This window comes from Nocardioides stalactiti (assembly GCF_014180715.1).
Lineage (GTDB): Bacteria > Actinomycetota > Actinomycetes > Propionibacteriales > Nocardioidaceae > Nocardioides > Nocardioides stalactiti.
Genome location: NZ_JACEFC010000094.1, coordinates 1 through 17,238, shown reverse-complemented (window position 1 = coordinate 17,238; position 17,238 = coordinate 1). Strand labels below are relative to the sequence as shown.

The following is a 17,238-nucleotide window of genomic DNA, read 5'->3' as shown; positions in this document are numbered from 1 at the left end:
GCGCCGTCACGGCTGACGGCACCAGGCCCCCGCTGGCGCCCGCGACGGCGGACCGGGTCCTGGTCGACGCTCCGTGCACCGGCCTCGGTGCGCTGCGTCGGCGGCCGGAGGCGCGCTGGCGCCGCAGCCCGGACGACCTGCTGACGCTCGTGCTCCTTCAGCGGCGGCTGCTCGCCAGTGCTCTCGACCTGGTCCGACCCGGGGGAGTGGTGCTCTACGCGACCTGCTCACCGGTCCGCGCCGAGACGGCCGAGGTCGTGACCTCGACGCTCGGCGGCCGTGACGACGTCGTGGTCGAGGACGTGCTGCCGCTGCTCCCGGGGATCGGCGCGGCCGACGGAGCGACCCCCGGCACCGCCCAGCTGTGGCCGCACCGCCACGGCACCGACGCGATGTTCCTGGCCCTGCTGCGTCGTACCGGCGGGAATGCCGAGAGTGGTTGAACGTTGAATCTTTCGTGAAGAAGATCGGGTTCCTGTCGTTCGGTCATTGGACGCCCAGTCCGCAGTCCCAGACGCGATCGGCCGCCGACGTGCTTCGGCAGTCCATCGAGCTCGCGGTGGCAGCGGAGGAGTTGGGTGTCGACGCGGCCTCGTTCCGGGTGCACCACTTCGCGCGTCAGCTCGCCAGTCCTTTCCCGCTGCTGGCGGCTGTCGGCGCGCGGACGAGCCGAATCGAGATCGGCACCGGCGTGATCGACATGCGGTACGAGAACCCGCTGTACATGGCGGAGGACGCGGGCGCAGCCGACCTCATCTCCGGCGGCCGTCTCCAGCTCGGCATCAGCCGCGGGTCACCGGAGCAGGTCGTCGACGGGTGGCGCTACTTCGGATTCGCACCCGCCGCGGGCGAGACCGAGGCCGACATGGCGCGTCGGCACACCGAGGTCTTCCTCGAGGTGCTCAAGGGCGAGGGCTTCGCCGAGCCGAACCCGCGGCCGATGTTCCCCAACCCGCCGGGACTGCTCCGTGTCGAGCCGCACTCCGAGGGGCTTCGCGACCGGATCTGGTGGGGCGCGGCCTCGGACGCGACCGCCCGGTGGACCGCGGAGATGGGGATGAACCTGATGAGCTCGACCCTCAAGGCCGACGAGTCGGGGGAGCCGTTCCACGTCCAGCAGCGCAAGCAGATCGAGGCGTTCCGGGACGCGTGGCGCGAAGCGGGGCACGAGCGCGAGCCCCGGGTCTCGGTGAGCCGCAGCATCTTCGCCCTGACCAACGACCTGGACCGTGCCTACTTCGGCGCGGACCGGGGGTCCTCGGACCAGGTCGGCACCATCGACAACATGCGCGCGGTCTTCGGTCGCTCGTACGCCGCCGAACCGGACGTCCTGGTCGAGCAGCTGCGTGCTGATGAGGGCATCGCGGCTGCCGACACGCTGTTGTTGACGGTCCCCAACCAGCTGGGCGTCGACTACAACGCGCACGTCCTGGAGTCGATCCTGTCCGACGTCGCCCCTGCGCTCGGCTGGCGCTGAGCGACGCTCGCCATCGCGCGGGCTGTGACGGCGCGGGTCGATAGGCTCGCGGACATGGCGTCACCGTTCACCGAGATCGAGGTCGATGACCGGGTGGTGAAGGTGACCAACCCGGATCGCGTGTACTTCCCTGGCCAGAACGGGAGTCGCGGGGCGACCAAGCTCGACGTCGTCGAGTACTACCTGGCGGTCGGCCCGGGGATCGTCAACGCGCTGTGGGAGAGGCCGTGCATGCTCCACCGGTTCCCCAAGGGGTTGGCGGGGGACAAGGTGCACCAGAAGCGGTTGCCGGCGGGGGCGCCGGACTGGGTCGAGACCGTCCAGCTGTTCTTCCCGCGGTGGAGCCGTACGGCGGACGAGCTCTGCGTCACCGAGCTGGGCGCGGTGATCTGGGCGGTGCAGATGTCGACCGTGGAGTTCCACCCCTGGAACAGCCGACGCGGTCAGACCGAGCAGCCCGACGAGTGGCGGATCGACCTGGATCCCGGACCGGGGTCGACGTACGACGACGTGCGCAAGGTCGCGCACGTGGCGAAGGAGGTCCTCGACGAGCTCGGCGCGGTCGGGTTCCCCAAGACCAGCGGCAGCAAGGGCCTCCACGTCTATGTCCGGATCCGGCCGGACGGCGACCACAAGGTGGTCCGCCGCGGTGCGCTCGCGTTCGCCCGCGAGGTCGAGCGCCGGGCGCCCGACCTGGTCACGACGACCTGGTGGAAGAAGGACCGCGACCCCGCGCACGTGTTCGTCGACTACAACCAGAACGCGCGCGACCACACGATCGCGGCGGCGTACTCGCTGCGCGGCCTGCCCGACGCACGGGTGTCCACACCGATCCGCTGGGACGAGATCGACGACGCCGACCCGCGGGACTTCACGATCACCACCGTCCCGCGGCGGTTCGCCGAGATCGGCGACCTGCACGCCGACATCGACGACCACGTCTTCGACATCGCGCCGTTGCTGGCGTGGGCCGACCGGGACGAGGCCGAGGGCGGGGCCGACCCGGGCGAGGATGATCACTAGGATCAGGGCCCGTGGGGCACATCCAGATCACGCCGTCGATCCTCAACAGCGACTTCGCGCGCCTCGGTGAGGAGGTCGCGCGGATCCCCAGCGCGGACTGGATCCACGTCGACGTGATGGACAACCACTTCGTCCCGAACCTGACGTTCGGACCGACGATGGTGGAGGCGCTCGCCCGCTCCACGGACACCCCCCTCGACGCGCACCTGATGATCGCGGACGCCGACCGCAACGCGCCGGCGTACGTCGAGGCCGGCTGCGCGTCGGTCACCTTCCACGTCGAGGCGGCCAAGGCCCCGGTCCGGCTCGCCCGCGAGATCCGCGCCGCGGGCGCGCGGGCGTCGATGGCGTTGAAGCCCGCGACCCCGATCGAGCCCTACGAGGACCTGCTCCCCGAGCTCGACATGCTGCTGATCATGACCGTCGAGCCCGGCTTCGGTGGGCAGAAGTTCCTCGACCTGTGCCTGCCCAAGATCCGTCGGGCGCGGGCGATGATGGACAAGCACGGCATCGAGACCTGGCTCCAGGTCGACGGCGGCGTCTCCCTGGAGACGATCGAGCGCTGCGCGGAGGCCGGGGCGGACGTCTTCGTCGCCGGGAGCGCCGTGTTCTCCGCCGACGACCCCGACAAGATGGTTGCTGCGCTCCGCGCCAAGGCCGAGGGCGCATAGCTGCTGGTCAGGACATGCCGATGACCCCGCCGATCAGGCGGGGTGTGGGGCGATGTCCCTACTCGTCGGGAGGGACCGCGGCGGGGGCGTCGATGCCGAACGTGCCGGTGGGGTCGACGAGGTACTGGCCGCTGGGCAGGGTCCACAGGTACGTGCCCGGGGTCAGCATCCGATAACGGGCGCGGTTCGCCGTCTTGAGTCGGTGGTGCCCGCGGCACAGGGGTGCCAGGTTGCAGGCACAGGTCTCGCCTTCGCCGCCGTGCGGCTCGATGTGGTCGAGGTCGCAGGCTTGGGCGGGCTTGGTGCAGTGCGGGAAGACGCAGTGGTGGTCTCGGGTGGTGACCTGGGCGCGGATGCGGTCGGGGATCTCGTAGGAGTCGACGGGCTGGTGGCCGGCGAGGTCGCGGACGGGTCGGACAGTGATCTTCGCGTGACTTCTGCCCAGCCAGTCGCGGACCTGCTCGGCGGTGACCGGGGTGCGGGTGGTCCCGCAGCGCGCGACCCCGGCACCGGCGGTGGCGTGGAGGGCGTCCTCGGACAGGTGGAAGACCAGCTCGGTCGAGTTGCCGGGGACGGTCCGGAGGATCTCGCCGGTGTCGGGGTCGGCGACGTGCAGGTCGAGGGTCAGGTCCTCCCGGGCGATCTCCCCGAGGGCCTTGGCACGCCGCACGTCGAGGGAGTCGGTGTCACCCAGCTGACCGCGGACCTTCGCCCGGCGGGCGATCGCGTTCTCCAGGTCCAGGGCATCGGGCAGGTCCAACGCCGTCGACCCGTGGGCGATCCCGTTGATGTCGACCTGGTCGATGCCGAGGTCGACGTGCCGGGTCTCGTTGGCCTCGCGGCGTCGTTCCTCCGCAGCGTCGGGGTCGAACCGCACCAGCGCCTCCTCGACGAGCCGGTCGACCTGCGCCCACGACATCCCGTGCGCGAACGGCGCCAGGTGCCGGTCGACGAACAAGGCGGCGTCGGCGGGGAGGATGCGGGTGGTGTCGGCGATCTTGAGCGCCTTCCACACCTTGACCTCGCCGGCAAGGACGCGTGACCAGGTCCGGGGGAGTCGCCAGGCGAGCTCGACGACCTGACCGACGAAGGACCGTCCCGAGTCGAGCGTCCTCCCCAGCAGCGCGGCGAGCTCCATCACCGCGAAGTCCGAGATCAGCGGCGCGCGCGGACCCGCGACCGGCAGACCGGTGTCGAGCCCCCGCTCGGTGAGCGTCGCCGCGGAGACTTGGTCCGCGACGGTGTGGTGGGTGGCCCATTCCGCGACAGCCCGAACCGTCCCGATCTCCTGCTCGGCGATAGCGTCCCGGCGGTCCCGGATCTCGCCGAGCAGCGCATCACTCGTCGACACCGCTGCCACCGCGGGCGCCACCGCGTCGACCTCGACCCGCGGCTCCGGGAGGTCGAAGAGCGAAGCGGTCCCGAGATCCATACCCAACAGTAAAGACCCGACCGCCGACACTTCGAAGTGCGCCGAACGTTGCCTGTGGAAGACCCGGCAGTGTGGGAGGCCTGTGGAGATCAGCCGGCGCAGCCCCGCCGCCCGCCGTTCGCTGGGCCGCGTGACTCGTCAGCGTTCGGCGAGGTACGGACGGGCTGAGATGGGAGGGTGAGGCCATGAGCGTGACGATCCGGGTCGCGACCGAGTCGGACCTGCCCTTCCTGCATGAGGTCGATCGGCACGTGACTGACCGCGTCCAGGCCGAGCTGGTGTCCCTGGGCCGGGTGATGGCAGCGGAGATCGGCGACGTCGCCGTGGGGTGTCTGCGTTGGGGCATGTTCTGGGACGAGGTCCCCTTCATGAACTTCCTGTGGGTCGTGCCGGAGCATCGCGCTGCGGGCGTCGGCACCGCGCTCGTCGCTGCTTGGGAGAGTGCCCAGGTCGCCGCTGGCCACACGATGGTGCTCACGTCGACGGTCTCGGCCGAGCGGGCACAGCATCTCTACCGCCGCCTCGGCTACATCGACTGTGGGGCACTGCTTCTTCCCGATGAGCCGGCAGAGCTGATCCTCCGAAAGTCCCTCTCCGGGTGACCGCTGCGCGTGCACGGCGTCGCACGCTGATGCCGCGCCCGCGGGAATTCATCCGATGGGCTGACCCCGCGGAGGCCGCCCAGGGCGTCCAATAGGGGAATGCCCTTGCGAGTACGGCTCCTCGGTGCCGCTGTCCTGGCAGCGGCGCTCCCGGTCGCGCTCCTCGCGCCCGGCCCTCCCACCGCGGCGGCCCCCGCCGGTGCCGTCGGCGAGCAGCCGGTGGTGACACTGACGGCTGAGGTGCAGCTCCGGGCTGATGGCGACTCCGCCGACGTCCCGGTGACGGTCGAGGCGGCGCGGGGACGGATCGAGGTCGACACCTACCGCTGGCGGCCGGCGAAGGCGGGCCGCTACCTCTACATCGGCGTCGGGACCACCACGGGAGACGACACCTGCGCGGTCGAACGCTGGGTCGTGGTCGACACCTGGAACCCCGCTTCGGCGAAGGTCTACGACGCCGACAGCGCCCCGGTGACTCAGACCCAGCAGTTCACGGTGCCGGAGGAGTGGGCGCACGTCGCGCGGGTCGGCGTCGCGCCGTTCCCGGAGGTCGACTGCGTGAAGGGCAGGAGCCACGCCTCGTCCGACCCGACCGACCCCGGGCCGCGGATCTGGGGGAGCCCGTCCTACGACCTGACCGATCGCCTCGTCCGCGGCGCCGGTTTCCCGCTGGGCGTCGTCTGTCGTCCTACGGCCCGGTGGGGTGAGAACTACGCCGTCGAGGTGCGGCTCACCACCGACCCGGGTCTCTTCCCCGTCGCCGGCGTGATCCCGCACCCGAGCGTCTTCGAGGCAGGGGAGGTCCACGTCACTCCGGGGCACTTCGAGGTCGTGTCCATCCCGGTCGTGCCCGTCGAGGTCGACACCTGGACCGAGCCGACCTGGTCGGAGAGCCTGGTGATCGACCCCGACGACGACCAGGTCACGGTCCTCGTCCTCGACGGCGACGTCGTCGTGGCGGAGGAGTCGGTGCGGTGGGACTGCCGGCCGCGGATGCTGCTGCCCCCGCCGACCGGCTGGACAGGCACCCTCGCCGGCACCACATGGTGGGAGCGGGACCGGTTCACCGGGGAGCACATCGGGGGCTATGGCGTCCACCGCACCTTCGAGTTCCTCGACGACGAGTGGGTCTTCGTCTCCGAGGAGTACGTCGGCGCCCGGACCAAGCCGTGCACGGCCGTGCGGAGAGGGTCGCCGTACGGCTGCCACCGCTACTACTACGACGAGGCGACGCTGCAGATCCAGATCGACGACAAGCGCGGCCGCTGGTTCCCGAACCCCGGGTACTGGAAGCTGCCCGGAGGCGGCAAGTACGGTTTCTACTTCCCCTCGCACGTCGTCCATCCGGCGCGCACCGGCGATCGGTTCGCCTACCACGGTGAGAGCAGGTGGGGGGCCCTGCGGCTGCCCGCCGACGGCAGCTACCGCTACCAGGGTCGGCATCCGGCCGCCAACCGCGAGGTCCGTTGGTCGGGGCGCTACCGCTTCATCGGCGGCCGGACCCAGCAGCTCGTCCTGGAGCACGGCGGCGACGCCTTCCGTGCGGACGTCCAGCTCTACTTCGTCGACGACGAGGACGGGAGCACCCTCTTCGACATCGACACCCCGCACCGGACCTTCCGGTTCGACCTGGTCTGAGCCGCCGATCGGCCTCCCGGCGACGCCTGCCGTCCGAGACGAGGGACACGTTGCGGGAATACCGGACGCTTGTGGGACGATTCTCTCAAGAGCTCGCGTGCTCTGGGGTCGGTGAAAATCCGAGCCGGCGGTAACAGTCCGCGACCCGATCACCGCCAGTGATCGGTTGACCAGGTGCAACTCCTGGACCGACGGTCAAAGTCCGGATGGGAAGCGCACGCACGAGTGGTGGACGACGTGGCCGAGCCGCGCCGCCCTCCGCCCCTGTCACCCCGGAGTCCGAGCAGAGGACAACCGAGAGGACAGGTGTGGCGGAGACCTTCGCCCAGGAGTACGACGCGATGCAGCGCGCGCTGCAGCTCGCGGCGTCGCCCGGCGTTCCCCTCGGCCCCAACCCGCGGGTGGGTTGCGTCCTGCTCGACCCCGACGGCACCGTCGTCGGGGAGGGCTTCCACCACGGCGCCGGAACCCCCCACGCCGAGGTCGAGGCGCTCGCGGCGGCCGGGGAGCGGGCGCGCGGTGCGACCGCGGTCGTCACCCTCGAGCCCTGCAACCACACCGGCCGGACGGGCCCGTGCTCGCAGGCCCTGATCGCTGCCGGCGTCGCCAAGGTGGTCGTCGCCCAGCGTGACCCCAACCCGGTTGCCGGCGGCGGCCTCGAGACCCTCGCAGAGGCGGGGATCGAGGTCGAGCACGGTCTCCTCCTCGACGACGCCCGCGGCCTCAACCGCGCCTGGTCGTTCGCCCACGAGAACGGCCGCCCCTTCGTCACCTGGAAGTTCGCCACGACCCTCGACGGCAGGAGCGCCGCCTCCGACGGCAGCTCGCGCTGGGTCTCCTCGCCGGCCGCGCGTCGTGACACCCACGTGCTGCGGGCGCTGTGCGACACGATCCTCGTCGGCACCAACACGGTGGAGGTCGACGATCCTCAGCTGACGGTCCGAGACGCCGACGGCGGCCTGCTCGAGCTCCAGCCGCTGCGCGCGGTGATGGGGGAGCGGGACCTGCCGGCGGGGAGCAGGGTCCTCGACGACGCCGCCGAGACGGTCCAGCTCCGGACGCACGACCCGGTCGACGCGCTCGAGACGCTCTATCGCGACCACGGCCGGCAGCACGTGTTCTTCGAGGGTGGGCCCAAGCTGGCAGCCGCCTTCCTCAAGGCCGGGGTCGTCGACGAGGTCCTCGTCTACGTCGCCCCGCTGCTGCTGGGGAGCGGCAAGTCGGCGGTCGCCAACCTGGGCCTGCGCAGCATCGACAAGGCGCTGCGGCTCGACCTCGTCGACACGCTCGTGCTGCTGCCCGACAGCGACGATCCCGACGACAGCGGGATCAACCTGCGGCTCACGCTGCGCCCGACCGCCCCGAAGGAGGGCTGACATGTTCACCGGCATCGTCGAGGAGCTCGGCACCGTCGTCGCGCTCGAGGAGCAGTCCGACGCCGTACGACTCACCATCGGCGGCTCCGTCACGACGGACGCCGCGCTCGGCGACTCGATCGCCGTCAACGGCTGCTGCCTGACGGTCGCCTCCCTCGGCGACGCGTCGTTCACGGCGGACGTCATGAAGATGACGCTCGACAAGACGTCGCTGGGCGCGCTCGCCGTCGGCCACCGGGTCAACCTCGAACGGGCGTGCACCCCGCAGACCCGTCTCGGCGGCCACATCGTCCAGGGGCACGTCGACACGACCGGCACGATCCTGCGCCGGACTCCCGGCGAGCACTGGGAGCTCGTCGAGATCGCGCTGCCGGAACCGATCCGGCGCTACGTCGTCCTGCACGGCTCGATCACCGTCGACGGCATCTCGCTGACGGTCGCCGAGCTCCACGACGAGACCTTCGTGGTCTCCCTCATCCCGGAGACCCTCGCCCGCACCACGCTCGGCTTCAAGCAGCCCGGCGACCCGGTGAACCTCGAGGCGGACATCATCGCCAAGCACGTCGAAAGGCTGATCAAGAATGACTGACCCCACCGGCCCCACCGGCAAGGTGCGGCTCGACCCGGTCGAGCGCGCGATCGCCGACATCGCTGCCGGCAAGGCCGTCATCGTCGTCGACGACGAGGAGCGCGAGAACGAGGGCGACATCATCTTCGCCGCCGCGAAGGCGACGCCTGAGCTGATGGCGTGGACGATCCGCTACAGCAGCGGCGTGATCTGCCTGCCGATGCCGGGCGCCATGCTCGACCGGCTCGAGATCCCGCTGATGACGCCGCACAACAAGGACAAGATGCGGACGGCGTACACGATCTCGGTCGACGCCAGGGACGGTGTCTCCACCGGCATCTCCGCCGCCGACCGTGCCCACACCGCGCGAGTGCTCGCCGACTCGGCCACCGAGCCGTGGGAGATCACCCGCCCGGGCCACGTCTTCCCGCTGCGCTACCGCGAGGGCGGCGTCCTCGTCCGTCGCGGCCACACCGAGGCGGCTGTCGACCTGGCGAAGCTGGCCGGCCTGACGCCCGCCGGCGTCCTCGTCGAGGTCGTCAACGACGACGGCACGATGAAGCGTGCCCCCGAGCTGCGGGCGTTCGCCGACGAGCACGACCTGGCGATGATCTCCATCGAGGAGCTGGTGAAGTACCGGCGCCGCAACGAGATCCACGTGATCCGCGAGGCCGAGACCCGGCTTCCCACGAGCCACGGCGAGTTCACCGCCTACGGCTACACGATCACCGTCGACGGCAGCGAGCACGTCGCCCTCGTGTACGGCGACCCGGCGTCGCTGTCCGACGGCCAGCCGGTCCTGACCCGGGTGCACTCGGAGTGCCTCACCGGCGACGTGTTCGGCAGCAGCCGCTGCGACTGCGGTCCCCAGCTCAACGAGGCGATGGACCGGATCGTCGAGGAGGGTCGCGGCGTCGTGGTCTACCTCCGCGGTCACGAGGGCCGGGGGATCGGCCTCGTCGCCAAGCTGCAGGCCTATCAGCTCCAGGACGGCGGCCGCGACACGGTCGACGCCAACCTGGACCTCGGACTGCCGGCCGACGCCCGCCACTACGGCGCAGCGACCCAGGTCCTCAAGGACCTCGGCATCGGCGAGGTCCGGCTGCTGACCAACAACCCCGACAAGGTCAGCAACCTCGAGGACTACGGCATCAAGGTCGCCGAGCGCGTCCCGCTGACGCCTCACCCCAACGACCACAACCTGGCCTACCTGCTGACCAAGCGGGACCGGATGGGCCACCACCTCCCCGACCTGGAGCCGACCGGTGCTCCGGGCGCCCCCGACAGCCTCGACGCAGGAGATCTCTGAGATGGCCGGACACGGTGCACCCACGACCGAACCCGTCGACTGCCACGACCTCCGGGTCGCGGTCGTCGCGGCCAGCTGGCACACCCAGGTCATGGACGGGCTGCTCGCCGGCGCCGAGCGCGCGTTCCGCGACCACCGGGTCGAGGCTCCTGTCGTCGTCCGGGTGCCGGGCACGTTCGAGCTCCCGGTCGTCGCCGCGGCGCTCGCCGACCAGCGGTACGACGCCGTGATCGCCCTCGGTGTGGTGATCCGCGGCGGCACCCCGCACTTCGACTACGTGTGCAACGCCGCGACCGACGGTCTGGGCCGGGTGGCGCTCGACCACCAGGTCGCGATCGGCTTCGGCGTCCTCACCTGCGACAACGAGCAGCAGGCGCTCGATCGGGCCGGTCTGGAGGGCTCGCAGGAGGACAAGGGATACGAGGCGGCCTCCGCTGCGCTTCTCACCGCCCAGACCCTGCGCAGGGTCAAGCGGCACACGCCGTAACCTTCACTACCGTGAAGACGTTCGACGAGCTCTGGGCCGAGCTGAGCGACAAGGCTCGCACGCGGCCCGCCGGTTCCGGCACGGTCGCGGCGCTGGACGCCGGTGTCCACCAGATCGGCAAGAAGCTGGTCGAGGAGGCCGCCGAGTCCTGGATGGCCGCCGAGCATGAGGGCAAGGACCGGGCCGCGGAGGAGATCAGCCAGCTGATCTACCACACCCAGGTCCTGATGCTCGCCCTCGGCCTCGAGCCAGCAGACGTCTACAGCCACCTCTAGGACTGACATGCCCAGCCTCAAGATCGCGATCCCCAACAAGGGGGCGCTCTCCGCTGCCGCCACCGACATCCTCAAGGAGTCCGGCTACCGCCAGCGCACCGACTCCAAGGAGCTGCGGCTCGTCGACGCCGAGAACGACGTCGAGTTCTTCTACCTGCGCCCGCGCGACATCGCGCTGTACGTCGGGGAGGGGACGCTCGACGTCGGCATCACGGGCCGCGACCTGCTGCTCGACTCCGGCGCGAAGGCCGAGGAGGTGATGGCGCTCGGCTTCGGGCGCAGCACCTTCCGCTTCGCCGGACCACGGGGCGCGTTCAGCGACCTCGCCGAGCTCGCCGGGAAGCGGATCGCGACGTCCTACACCGGGATCGTCCAGGGCTTCCTGGACCAGCGCGGCATCGAGGCCCACGTGGTGCGTCTCGACGGTGCCGTCGAGTCCAGCATCCAGCTCGGCGTCGCCGACGTCATCGCCGACGTCGTGGAGACGGGCAGCACGCTGCGCCAGGCCGGCCTGGAGGTCTTCGGCGAGGCCATCCTCGACTCCGAGGCGGTCCTCATCACCCGTGCGGGCAACGGTTCGCCGGCGTTCGAGGTATTCAAGCGACGGGTCGAAGGCGTCCTCGTGGCGCGCGGCTACGTGATGATGGACTACGACATCGAGGTGTCGAAGGTGACCGACGCGGTCGCGCTGACCCCGGGCCTGGAGGGACCGACGGTCTCCCCGCTGCACCGGGAGGGCTGGGTCGCCGTCCGCGCGATGGTCCCGCGGGCCGGTGCGCAGCGGCTGATGGACGAGCTCTGGGACCTCGGGGCGCGGGCGATCCTGCTCACCGACATCCACGCGTGCCGGCTGTGACGGGGACGGCGGACGAGACCGTGACCGACGTCGAGCTGCCCCGGACCTGGCGTCCGTTCGGGCCACGGATCGCGGCGGTCGGCTTCGGGACGTTCCTGGTCCTGGCGTTCGGCTGGCTCTGGATCAGCTTCGACGACCAGACCCGAGCCGACGTGAGCGGTCTTCAGAAGGCGACCGTCATCGGCTTCGTGCTGCTCGGCCTGGCTCTGCTCAACGGGATGGCCCGCTCGCGGATCACCGCGACCGAGGACGGCCTGGTCGTCGTCAACGGCTATCGCAAGCGCACCCTGGTGTGGGCACAGGTGGTCCGGGTCTCGATGACCGTCGGCGCCCCCTGGCCGACCTTCGACCTCGACGACGGCACGACGCTGTCCGGCATGGGCATCCACGGCTCGGACGGTGCCCGCGCGAAGGCGGCCCTCCGCGAGCTGCGCGCACTCGTCGACGCCCGCTGACCTCGGCGCCGGTCACGCGGTGAGACGAGCGCTCGCGTAGCGCAGCGCCACGTCGACCGCGTCGTCGTACGTCAGCGCTGCACCGCGCTCCCGTGCGAGGGTCAGCTCCGGACGGGGGAGCCGGCGCTCGGAGGCGGCGAAGGCGTGGGTGTACTCCGGCATCACGTCGCCGTGCTCGGCCCCGGTCCGCGCCCGGTAGACCGCGTCGATCGCGGCCCGCATCTCGACCGACTGGACGTCCCGGCCGAGCTCGGCCAGCAGCCAGGCGACGCACTTCACGTGGTCGAGCACGATGTAGAGCTGTTGTCGGGGAACGTCCCGCAGCGCCTCCTCGCACCGGATGAGCGCGAGCGACGGGTCGCCGGCGAGCCCCGCGATGATCGCCTCGTTGTAGCCGTGGCTCACCGCGTAGGTGCCGGTCCCGATGCCCCAACGGTCGAGGACCTCGCGCCGCCGCGCCAGGCTCGTGGGGTCGAGCTCGAAGATGGCCGCTGCCCGACGCTCCCACTCCTGGCGCCACCGGCGGTCGCCGATCGCGTCGACCAGCGGCTCGAGCAGGTCGACCCGCGCCAGCGCGGGTCCGATCCGGCCGGCCGCCTCGAGCGCGTACGCCGCCCGGTATCCCGCCGTCACCGCCTCGCGCACGTCGCCGTGCGTCTCGAAGCCCCTCGCGGCGCGTTCGAAGGTCGCGACCTCCGCCTCGGTCTCGGTCGACCACCGCATCGAGTGGGCGAGCCCCTCGGCGAACGCCAGCGCTGCGTCGTCGTAGTCGCGCGACTCGACCCCGCGGCGCGCCAGTCGAGGCAGGTCGTCGGAGACGACCGCCAACCGACCCAGCTTGGCCAGGCCCGGGGCGGTCAGCCCGACGACGTGCCGGTAGGTGTCCGCGGCGTGGGCCCGGGTCCAGGCCAGCGCCTGCAGCACCTCCGGCAACAGGTCCTCGACGTTGGCCAGCATCCGGCGGTAGTCGACGTGCACCTGGAGGGCGACGTCGCGCATCTCCTCGCCGACGACCTCCGCGTGCCGGCGCCGCCGACGGTCCTCGACAGCGGACGCCGCGAGCATCTCCTGCGCATGGCGTCGGATGCGTTCGGGCATCGCGAAGCGCCCGTCGCCCTTGACCACCACCAGCGATGCGTCGATGAGCCGGTTGAGGGCATTCCACACGGCCAGCTCGCCGAGCTCTGCGGAGAAGACCTGCTCGGCCTGCTCGATCGACCACGACTCGGTGAACGCCGCGAGTCCCGCGAAGACGTCCCTCTCCTCGGGCGTGAGCAGCGACAGCGTCCAGTCGAGCGCCGCACGGAGCGACTGCTGACGGACGGGCATGTCACGCCCGCCGCTGCCGAGCGCGTCGACGTCGCGCTCCAGTGCGGCGACCAGCCGACCGACGCCGAAGACCCGGACGCGGGCGGACGCGAGCTCGATCGCCAGGGGGAGACCCTCGAGGAGGTCGCACAGCCGCTCGACGGTCGCGACGTCGGTGGCGTCGAGGTCGAACGCGCTGTCGCGGGCGTGGGCACGCGCGACCAGCATCTCGACGGCCGATCCCGCCGAGGCGAGCGGCTCCAGCCGGTGCACGGTCTCCTCGAACAGGCCGAGCGGCACCTGCGCGGTCGTGAGCACGACGACGCCCGGGCAGTGCTCGAGGAGGTCGAGGGCGATCGCGCCGGCGGTGGTCGCGAGGTGCTCGCAGTTGTCGAGGATGAGGAGCATCCGGCGCGACCGGAGGTGCTCCCGGAGCGCGACCAGCGGGTCACCGCCCCGAGGCGCGCCGGCGGCGTCGGCCACGGTCGCCGCGGCGTTCTCGTCGTCGACCGGGGCGAGGGAGGCGAAGGCGACGCCGTCCGCGAAGTGGGTCGTGAGCCGATCGCCGAGAGCGACCGCCAGCCGGGTCTTGCCGATGCCGCCGGGCCCGATCACCGTCACCAGGCGCCGGTCGCCGGTCAGCAGGGCCGTGAGCTCGTCCATGGTGGCCTCGCGGCCGAAGAGCGGGCCCGCGATCGACGGGAGGTTGCCGTGGAAGGTGGACAGTGTCCGCGGGGCGGGGAACCGTTCGGGGTCGGTGTCCGGCTCGATGACCTGGAACAGCTCGCGCGGCGTGGGGAAGTCCTTGAGACCGTGGTGCCCCAGGCTGAACGCGCCGTCGGCCGGGACCGTCGCCCGCATGGCCGCGCTGGCCAGGACCTGACCGCCGTGCGCCGCGGAGCAGACGCGGGCCGCGAAGTGGACGTCCTCGCCCCAGTAGTCGTCGCCGCGGACCTTGGGCTCGCCGTAGTGCAGCCCGATCCGGACCCGTACCCGCTCGTTCTCGGGCCACGTCGTCCGAGCGAGCTCCCGCTGGATGTCGAGTGCCGCACGGGTCGCGGCGACGGGGTCGGCGAAGGCGGCCCCGAAGCCGTCTCCCTCGTGGGAGAACTCGCTGCCGTCGTGCCGCGCGAAGGCGGCGCGGACCAACCGGTCGTGCTCGTCGAGGAGGTCGCCGTACGACGCGCCGAGGCGGTTCAGGAGCGCGGTCGAGCCCTGGATGTCGGAGAACAGCAGCGCCACCCGCCCGGACGGGAGCGCCGTGGAGGCAGCGGCGCTCACGTGGGAAGGCTAGTGCGCGGCGCCGACCGTGTCTCAGGCTTGGCCGGGCCCGCCCGGCTCGGCCGTGCCGAGGTCGTCGGCCAGCTCCAGCGCACGGTCGACCAACGCGTCGTAGTCGAGGCTCTCCCCGCGGGCCCGGACCACGGCGAGCCGGTCGCCGAGCCGAGCCGCGCTGGCTGCGAAGGACGGCGCGTAGGAGGCCAGCAGGTCGCCGTGCTCGGCGCCGGTGCGGGCGCGGTACGCCGCGTGCACGCCACTGCGCAGCTCCTCCGCGTGCTCGTCGTGGCCCGCGTCGGCGAGCAGCCAGGCGAGGAGCTTCACGAGGTTCAGGGTCAGGTAGAGGTGCTGGCGGGGGGTCTCCCGGAACGCGTGGCCGCAGAGCGCGACCGCTCTCAGGTCGTCTCCCTCCAGGTGGGCGATCGGCGACTCGCTGAAGACGTGGTTGACGCTGTAGGCGCCGACGCCGACGCCGTGCCGCTCCAGGATCTCGCTGCGGCGGGCACGGGATGCCGCGTCCTCCACGACGAGGGCCGCCGCCTCCGCCCGGGCCGCCTCCACCACCCATCGAGGGTCGTCGATCCCCTCTGCGACGGCTCGGAGGTCGCGGAGGCTGCGCAGTGCCGCCTCGGGGTCACTGCCGCTGATCTCGGAGGCGATCGACGACCGGTAGTGGGCGGTCACGACCTGGCGAGGGTCGCCGTGGGCGGCGAAGCCCGCGGCCGCGCGCTCGAACAGACGGACCTCCGCCTCGGTGTCGGTGGACCACTCCATGTTGTGCACGAGGCCGAGGGCGAAGGCGATCGCCGCGTCGTCCTGGTCGTGCACCACTTCCCCGGGCGGAGCGAGCTGCGGCAGGTCGGGCGCGACGACGAGCAGCCGTCCGAGCTGGGCCAGGCCCGGTGCGGCCATGCCGACGACGTGCCGGTACAGGTCGGGGGCGTCGCGCTTCGCCCAGGTCAGGGCCTGCAGCACCTCCGGCAGCAGGTCGTTGAGGTTCGCCAGCATCCGTCGGCAGTCGACGAACACCTCGAGCGAGAGCTCTCGGAACTCCCGTCCGACGACCTCGGCGTGCCGACGCCGCCACCGGTCGTCCCCGAGGCCGGCGCGGAGCAGCTCGACGGCGTGGCGCCGTACCCGCTCCGGCATCGCGAACCGGCCGTCGCCCCTGACCACCACGAGCGAGGCGTCGGCGAGCCGGGTGAGCGCGTCCCACACCTCGAGCTCGTCCAGGTCGCCCTCGAACAGCTGCTCGGCCTCCTCGATCGACCACGACTCCGCGAACGCGCCCAGTGCTGCGAAGACCTCGCGCTCGGGCTCCGTCAGCAGCGACAGGGTCCATTCGAGCGCGGCACGGAGCGAGCGCTGGCGGTCAGGCAGGTCCCGCCCAGCGGCGCCGAGGACGTCGAGGTCGCGCCGCAGCGCCGCCAGCAGTCGTTCGACGCCGGTGGTGCGCACCCGGGCCGACGCCAGCTCGAGCGCGAGCGGCAGCCCGTCGAGCAGGCGGCACACCTCGGCGACCTGGTCGAGGTCGGCGACCGTGAACGACGCGTCCCGCGCCCGGGCGCGTTCGACGAACATGGTGATCGCGGAGCCCGGCGGCGAGGTGGGGCCCCCCGACCGGCCGACGACGAGGGGCGGGACGCGGTGGACGACCTCGGCCGTCAGGTCCAGCGGGAACTGGCTGGTGGCCAGCACGGAGACCCCCGGCGCCTCGGCGAGCAGCGGGGCGATCAGGGCGGCAGCAGCGTCCGGCAGGTGCTCGCAGTTGTCCAGCACGAGGAGCAGCTCCCGCCGTCGCAGGTGCTCGATGACCGCGACGTCGTCGCCCGCACCGCCACGCGGCGCTCCGGTCGCGTCCGCCACGGCTGCTGCCACGGCAGCCTGGTCCACCGCGGCGAGAGGGACGAAGGCGACCCCGTCGGCGTACGACGACGCCACCCGTTCGCCGAGGGCGACTGCGGTCCTGGTCTTCCCGACCCCGCCCGGACCGATCAGGGTGACCAGCCGCCGCCCGTCGGCCAACAGCTGCTCGACGTCGGCCAGCGTGTCCTCGCGACCGAACAGGGGAGCGTCGATGGAGGGCAGGTTGGTGCGGAACGTGGACAGGGTGCGCGGAGCAGGGAAACGCTCGTCGTGCCCCGGGAACGCAAGCTGGAACAGCTCGCGCGGGGTGGGGAAGTCCTTGAGCCCGTGGTGCCCCAGGCTGAGCGCGGCCGATCCGGGGACTGCTGCTCTCATGGCAGCGCTCGTCACCACCTGGCCGCCGTGGGCGGCCGCGCAGACCCGGGCGGCGAAGTGCACGTCCTCGCCCCAGTAGTCGTCGCCGCGGACCTTGGGTTCCCCGTAGTGCAGTCCCATCCGGACGCGGACGACCTCCCCGGCAGGCCAGGTGGCCGCTCGGATCTGCTGCTGGATCTCCTGGACGGCCGCGACGGCTTCGGCGGGATCGCCGAAGGCGGCTCCGAACGCGTCGCCCTCGT

At 71.8% G+C, this 17,238-nt stretch carries 14 protein-coding genes, 2 pseudogenes and 1 riboswitch; of the genes and pseudogenes, 13 read left to right on the top strand and 3 right to left on the bottom strand.

Annotated features, from left to right (window positions below; genetic code table 11):
• From H0487_RS16875 to rpe, 4 genes and pseudogenes are all read left to right on the top strand, one after another.
• A pseudogene (locus H0487_RS16875) lies at positions 1-443 on the top strand (rRNA cytosine-C5-methyltransferase); the annotation flags it as partial.
• A gap of 14 nt (positions 444-457) precedes the next feature.
• Positions 458-1,477: an LLM class flavin-dependent oxidoreductase gene (locus H0487_RS16870; protein WP_183095396.1), complete on the top strand. Its 1,020-nt coding sequence runs from the start codon at positions 458-460 to the stop codon at positions 1,475-1,477.
• Positions 1,478-1,531: 54 nt separating this feature from the next.
• Positions 1,532-2,500, top strand: coding sequence for a non-homologous end-joining DNA ligase (gene ligD / locus H0487_RS16865; RefSeq protein ID WP_183095395.1), 969 nt, complete (start codon positions 1,532-1,534; stop codon positions 2,498-2,500).
• 11 nt (positions 2,501-2,511) lie between these two features.
• Positions 2,512-3,171: a ribulose-phosphate 3-epimerase gene (rpe, locus tag H0487_RS16860; protein ID WP_183095394.1), complete on the top strand. Its 660-nt coding sequence runs from the start codon at positions 2,512-2,514 to the stop codon at positions 3,169-3,171.
• A 58-nt stretch (positions 3,172-3,229) separates the two neighbouring features.
• On the opposite strand, the gene H0487_RS16855 is transcribed toward rpe, so the two are convergent.
• A complete protein-coding gene (locus H0487_RS16855) occupies positions 3,230-4,603 on the bottom strand; it encodes an HNH endonuclease signature motif containing protein (protein WP_183095393.1) in 1,374 nt (457 codons plus the stop codon).
• Between the two features lie 185 nt (positions 4,604-4,788).
• Between H0487_RS16855 and H0487_RS16850 the strand changes: the two genes are divergently transcribed.
• The 9 genes from H0487_RS16850 to H0487_RS16810 all read left to right on the top strand — a co-directional run bounded on the left by H0487_RS16850 (position 4,789) and on the right by H0487_RS16810 (position 12,169).
• Complete coding sequence (locus H0487_RS16850) at positions 4,789-5,205, top strand: GNAT family N-acetyltransferase (RefSeq protein WP_183095392.1); 417 nt, start codon at positions 4,789-4,791, stop codon at positions 5,203-5,205.
• A gap of 99 nt (positions 5,206-5,304) precedes the next feature.
• Positions 5,305-6,843: a hypothetical protein gene (locus H0487_RS16845; protein WP_183095391.1), complete on the top strand. Its 1,539-nt coding sequence runs from the start codon at positions 5,305-5,307 to the stop codon at positions 6,841-6,843.
• A gap of 93 nt (positions 6,844-6,936) precedes the next feature.
• A riboswitch (FMN riboswitch) is annotated at positions 6,937-7,066 on the top strand.
• Between the two features lie 118 nt (positions 7,067-7,184).
• Entirely contained in the window at positions 7,185-8,219 is a 1,035-nt protein-coding gene (gene ribD / locus H0487_RS16840) for a bifunctional diaminohydroxyphosphoribosylaminopyrimidine deaminase/5-amino-6-(5-phosphoribosylamino)uracil reductase RibD (RefSeq protein WP_183095397.1), read from the top strand.
• A gap of 1 nt (position 8,220) precedes the next feature.
• Positions 8,221-8,808 (top strand): riboflavin synthase, encoded by a 588-nt coding sequence (locus H0487_RS16835; RefSeq protein WP_183095390.1) that lies wholly within the window; start codon positions 8,221-8,223, stop codon positions 8,806-8,808.
• Positions 8,801-10,096 (top strand): bifunctional 3,4-dihydroxy-2-butanone-4-phosphate synthase/GTP cyclohydrolase II, encoded by a 1,296-nt coding sequence (locus tag H0487_RS16830; RefSeq protein WP_183095389.1) that lies wholly within the window; start codon positions 8,801-8,803, stop codon positions 10,094-10,096. Before H0487_RS16835 ends, H0487_RS16830 begins: the two co-directional genes overlap by 8 nt.
• A 1-nt stretch (position 10,097) precedes the next feature.
• Entirely contained in the window at positions 10,098-10,583 is a 486-nt protein-coding gene (gene ribH, locus H0487_RS16825; RefSeq protein WP_183095388.1) for a 6,7-dimethyl-8-ribityllumazine synthase, read from the top strand.
• 11 nt (positions 10,584-10,594) lie between these two features.
• The gene (locus tag H0487_RS16820; protein ID WP_183095387.1) at positions 10,595-10,858 is read left to right on the top strand and encodes a phosphoribosyl-ATP diphosphatase; all 264 of its coding nucleotides are present in this window, start codon (positions 10,595-10,597) and stop codon (positions 10,856-10,858) included.
• A 7-nt stretch (positions 10,859-10,865) separates the two neighbouring features.
• Positions 10,866-11,714, top strand: coding sequence for an ATP phosphoribosyltransferase (gene hisG, locus H0487_RS16815; protein ID WP_183095386.1), 849 nt, complete (start codon positions 10,866-10,868; stop codon positions 11,712-11,714).
• A complete protein-coding gene (locus H0487_RS16810) occupies positions 11,702-12,169 on the top strand; it encodes a PH domain-containing protein (protein WP_183095385.1) in 468 nt (155 codons plus the stop codon). Before hisG ends, H0487_RS16810 begins: the two co-directional genes overlap by 13 nt.
• A gap of 12 nt (positions 12,170-12,181) precedes the next feature.
• On the opposite strand, the gene H0487_RS16805 is transcribed toward H0487_RS16810, so the two are convergent.
• On the bottom strand, positions 12,182-14,758 hold the full coding sequence (locus tag H0487_RS16805; protein WP_183095384.1) for an ATP-binding protein: 2,577 nt from the start codon (positions 14,756-14,758) through the stop codon (positions 12,182-12,184).
• Between the two features lie 33 nt (positions 14,759-14,791).
• A pseudogene (locus H0487_RS16800) lies at positions 14,792-17,238 on the bottom strand (adenylate/guanylate cyclase domain-containing protein); the annotation flags it as partial.

Bases quoted from the DNA above. Each gene is read 5' to 3' on its own strand.
- ligD (WP_183095395.1), top strand. From the start codon at position 1,532: ATGGCGTCACCGTTCACCGAGATCGAGGTCGATGACCGGGTGGTGAAG.
- H0487_RS16855 (WP_183095393.1), bottom strand. From the start codon at position 4,603: ATGGATCTCGGGACCGCTTCGCTCTTCGACCTCCCGGAGCCGCGGGTC.
- H0487_RS16850 (WP_183095392.1), top strand. From the start codon at position 4,789: ATGAGCGTGACGATCCGGGTCGCGACCGAGTCGGACCTGCCCTTCCTG.
- H0487_RS16845 (WP_183095391.1), top strand. From the start codon at position 5,305: ATGCCCTTGCGAGTACGGCTCCTCGGTGCCGCTGTCCTGGCAGCGGCG.
- ribD (WP_183095397.1), top strand. From the start codon at position 7,185: ATGCAGCGCGCGCTGCAGCTCGCGGCGTCGCCCGGCGTTCCCCTCGGC.
- H0487_RS16835 (WP_183095390.1), top strand. From the start codon at position 8,221: ATGTTCACCGGCATCGTCGAGGAGCTCGGCACCGTCGTCGCGCTCGAG.
- H0487_RS16830 (WP_183095389.1), top strand. From the start codon at position 8,801: ATGACTGACCCCACCGGCCCCACCGGCAAGGTGCGGCTCGACCCGGTC.
- ribH (WP_183095388.1), top strand. From the start codon at position 10,098: ATGGCCGGACACGGTGCACCCACGACCGAACCCGTCGACTGCCACGAC.
- hisG (WP_183095386.1), top strand. From the start codon at position 10,866: ATGCCCAGCCTCAAGATCGCGATCCCCAACAAGGGGGCGCTCTCCGCT.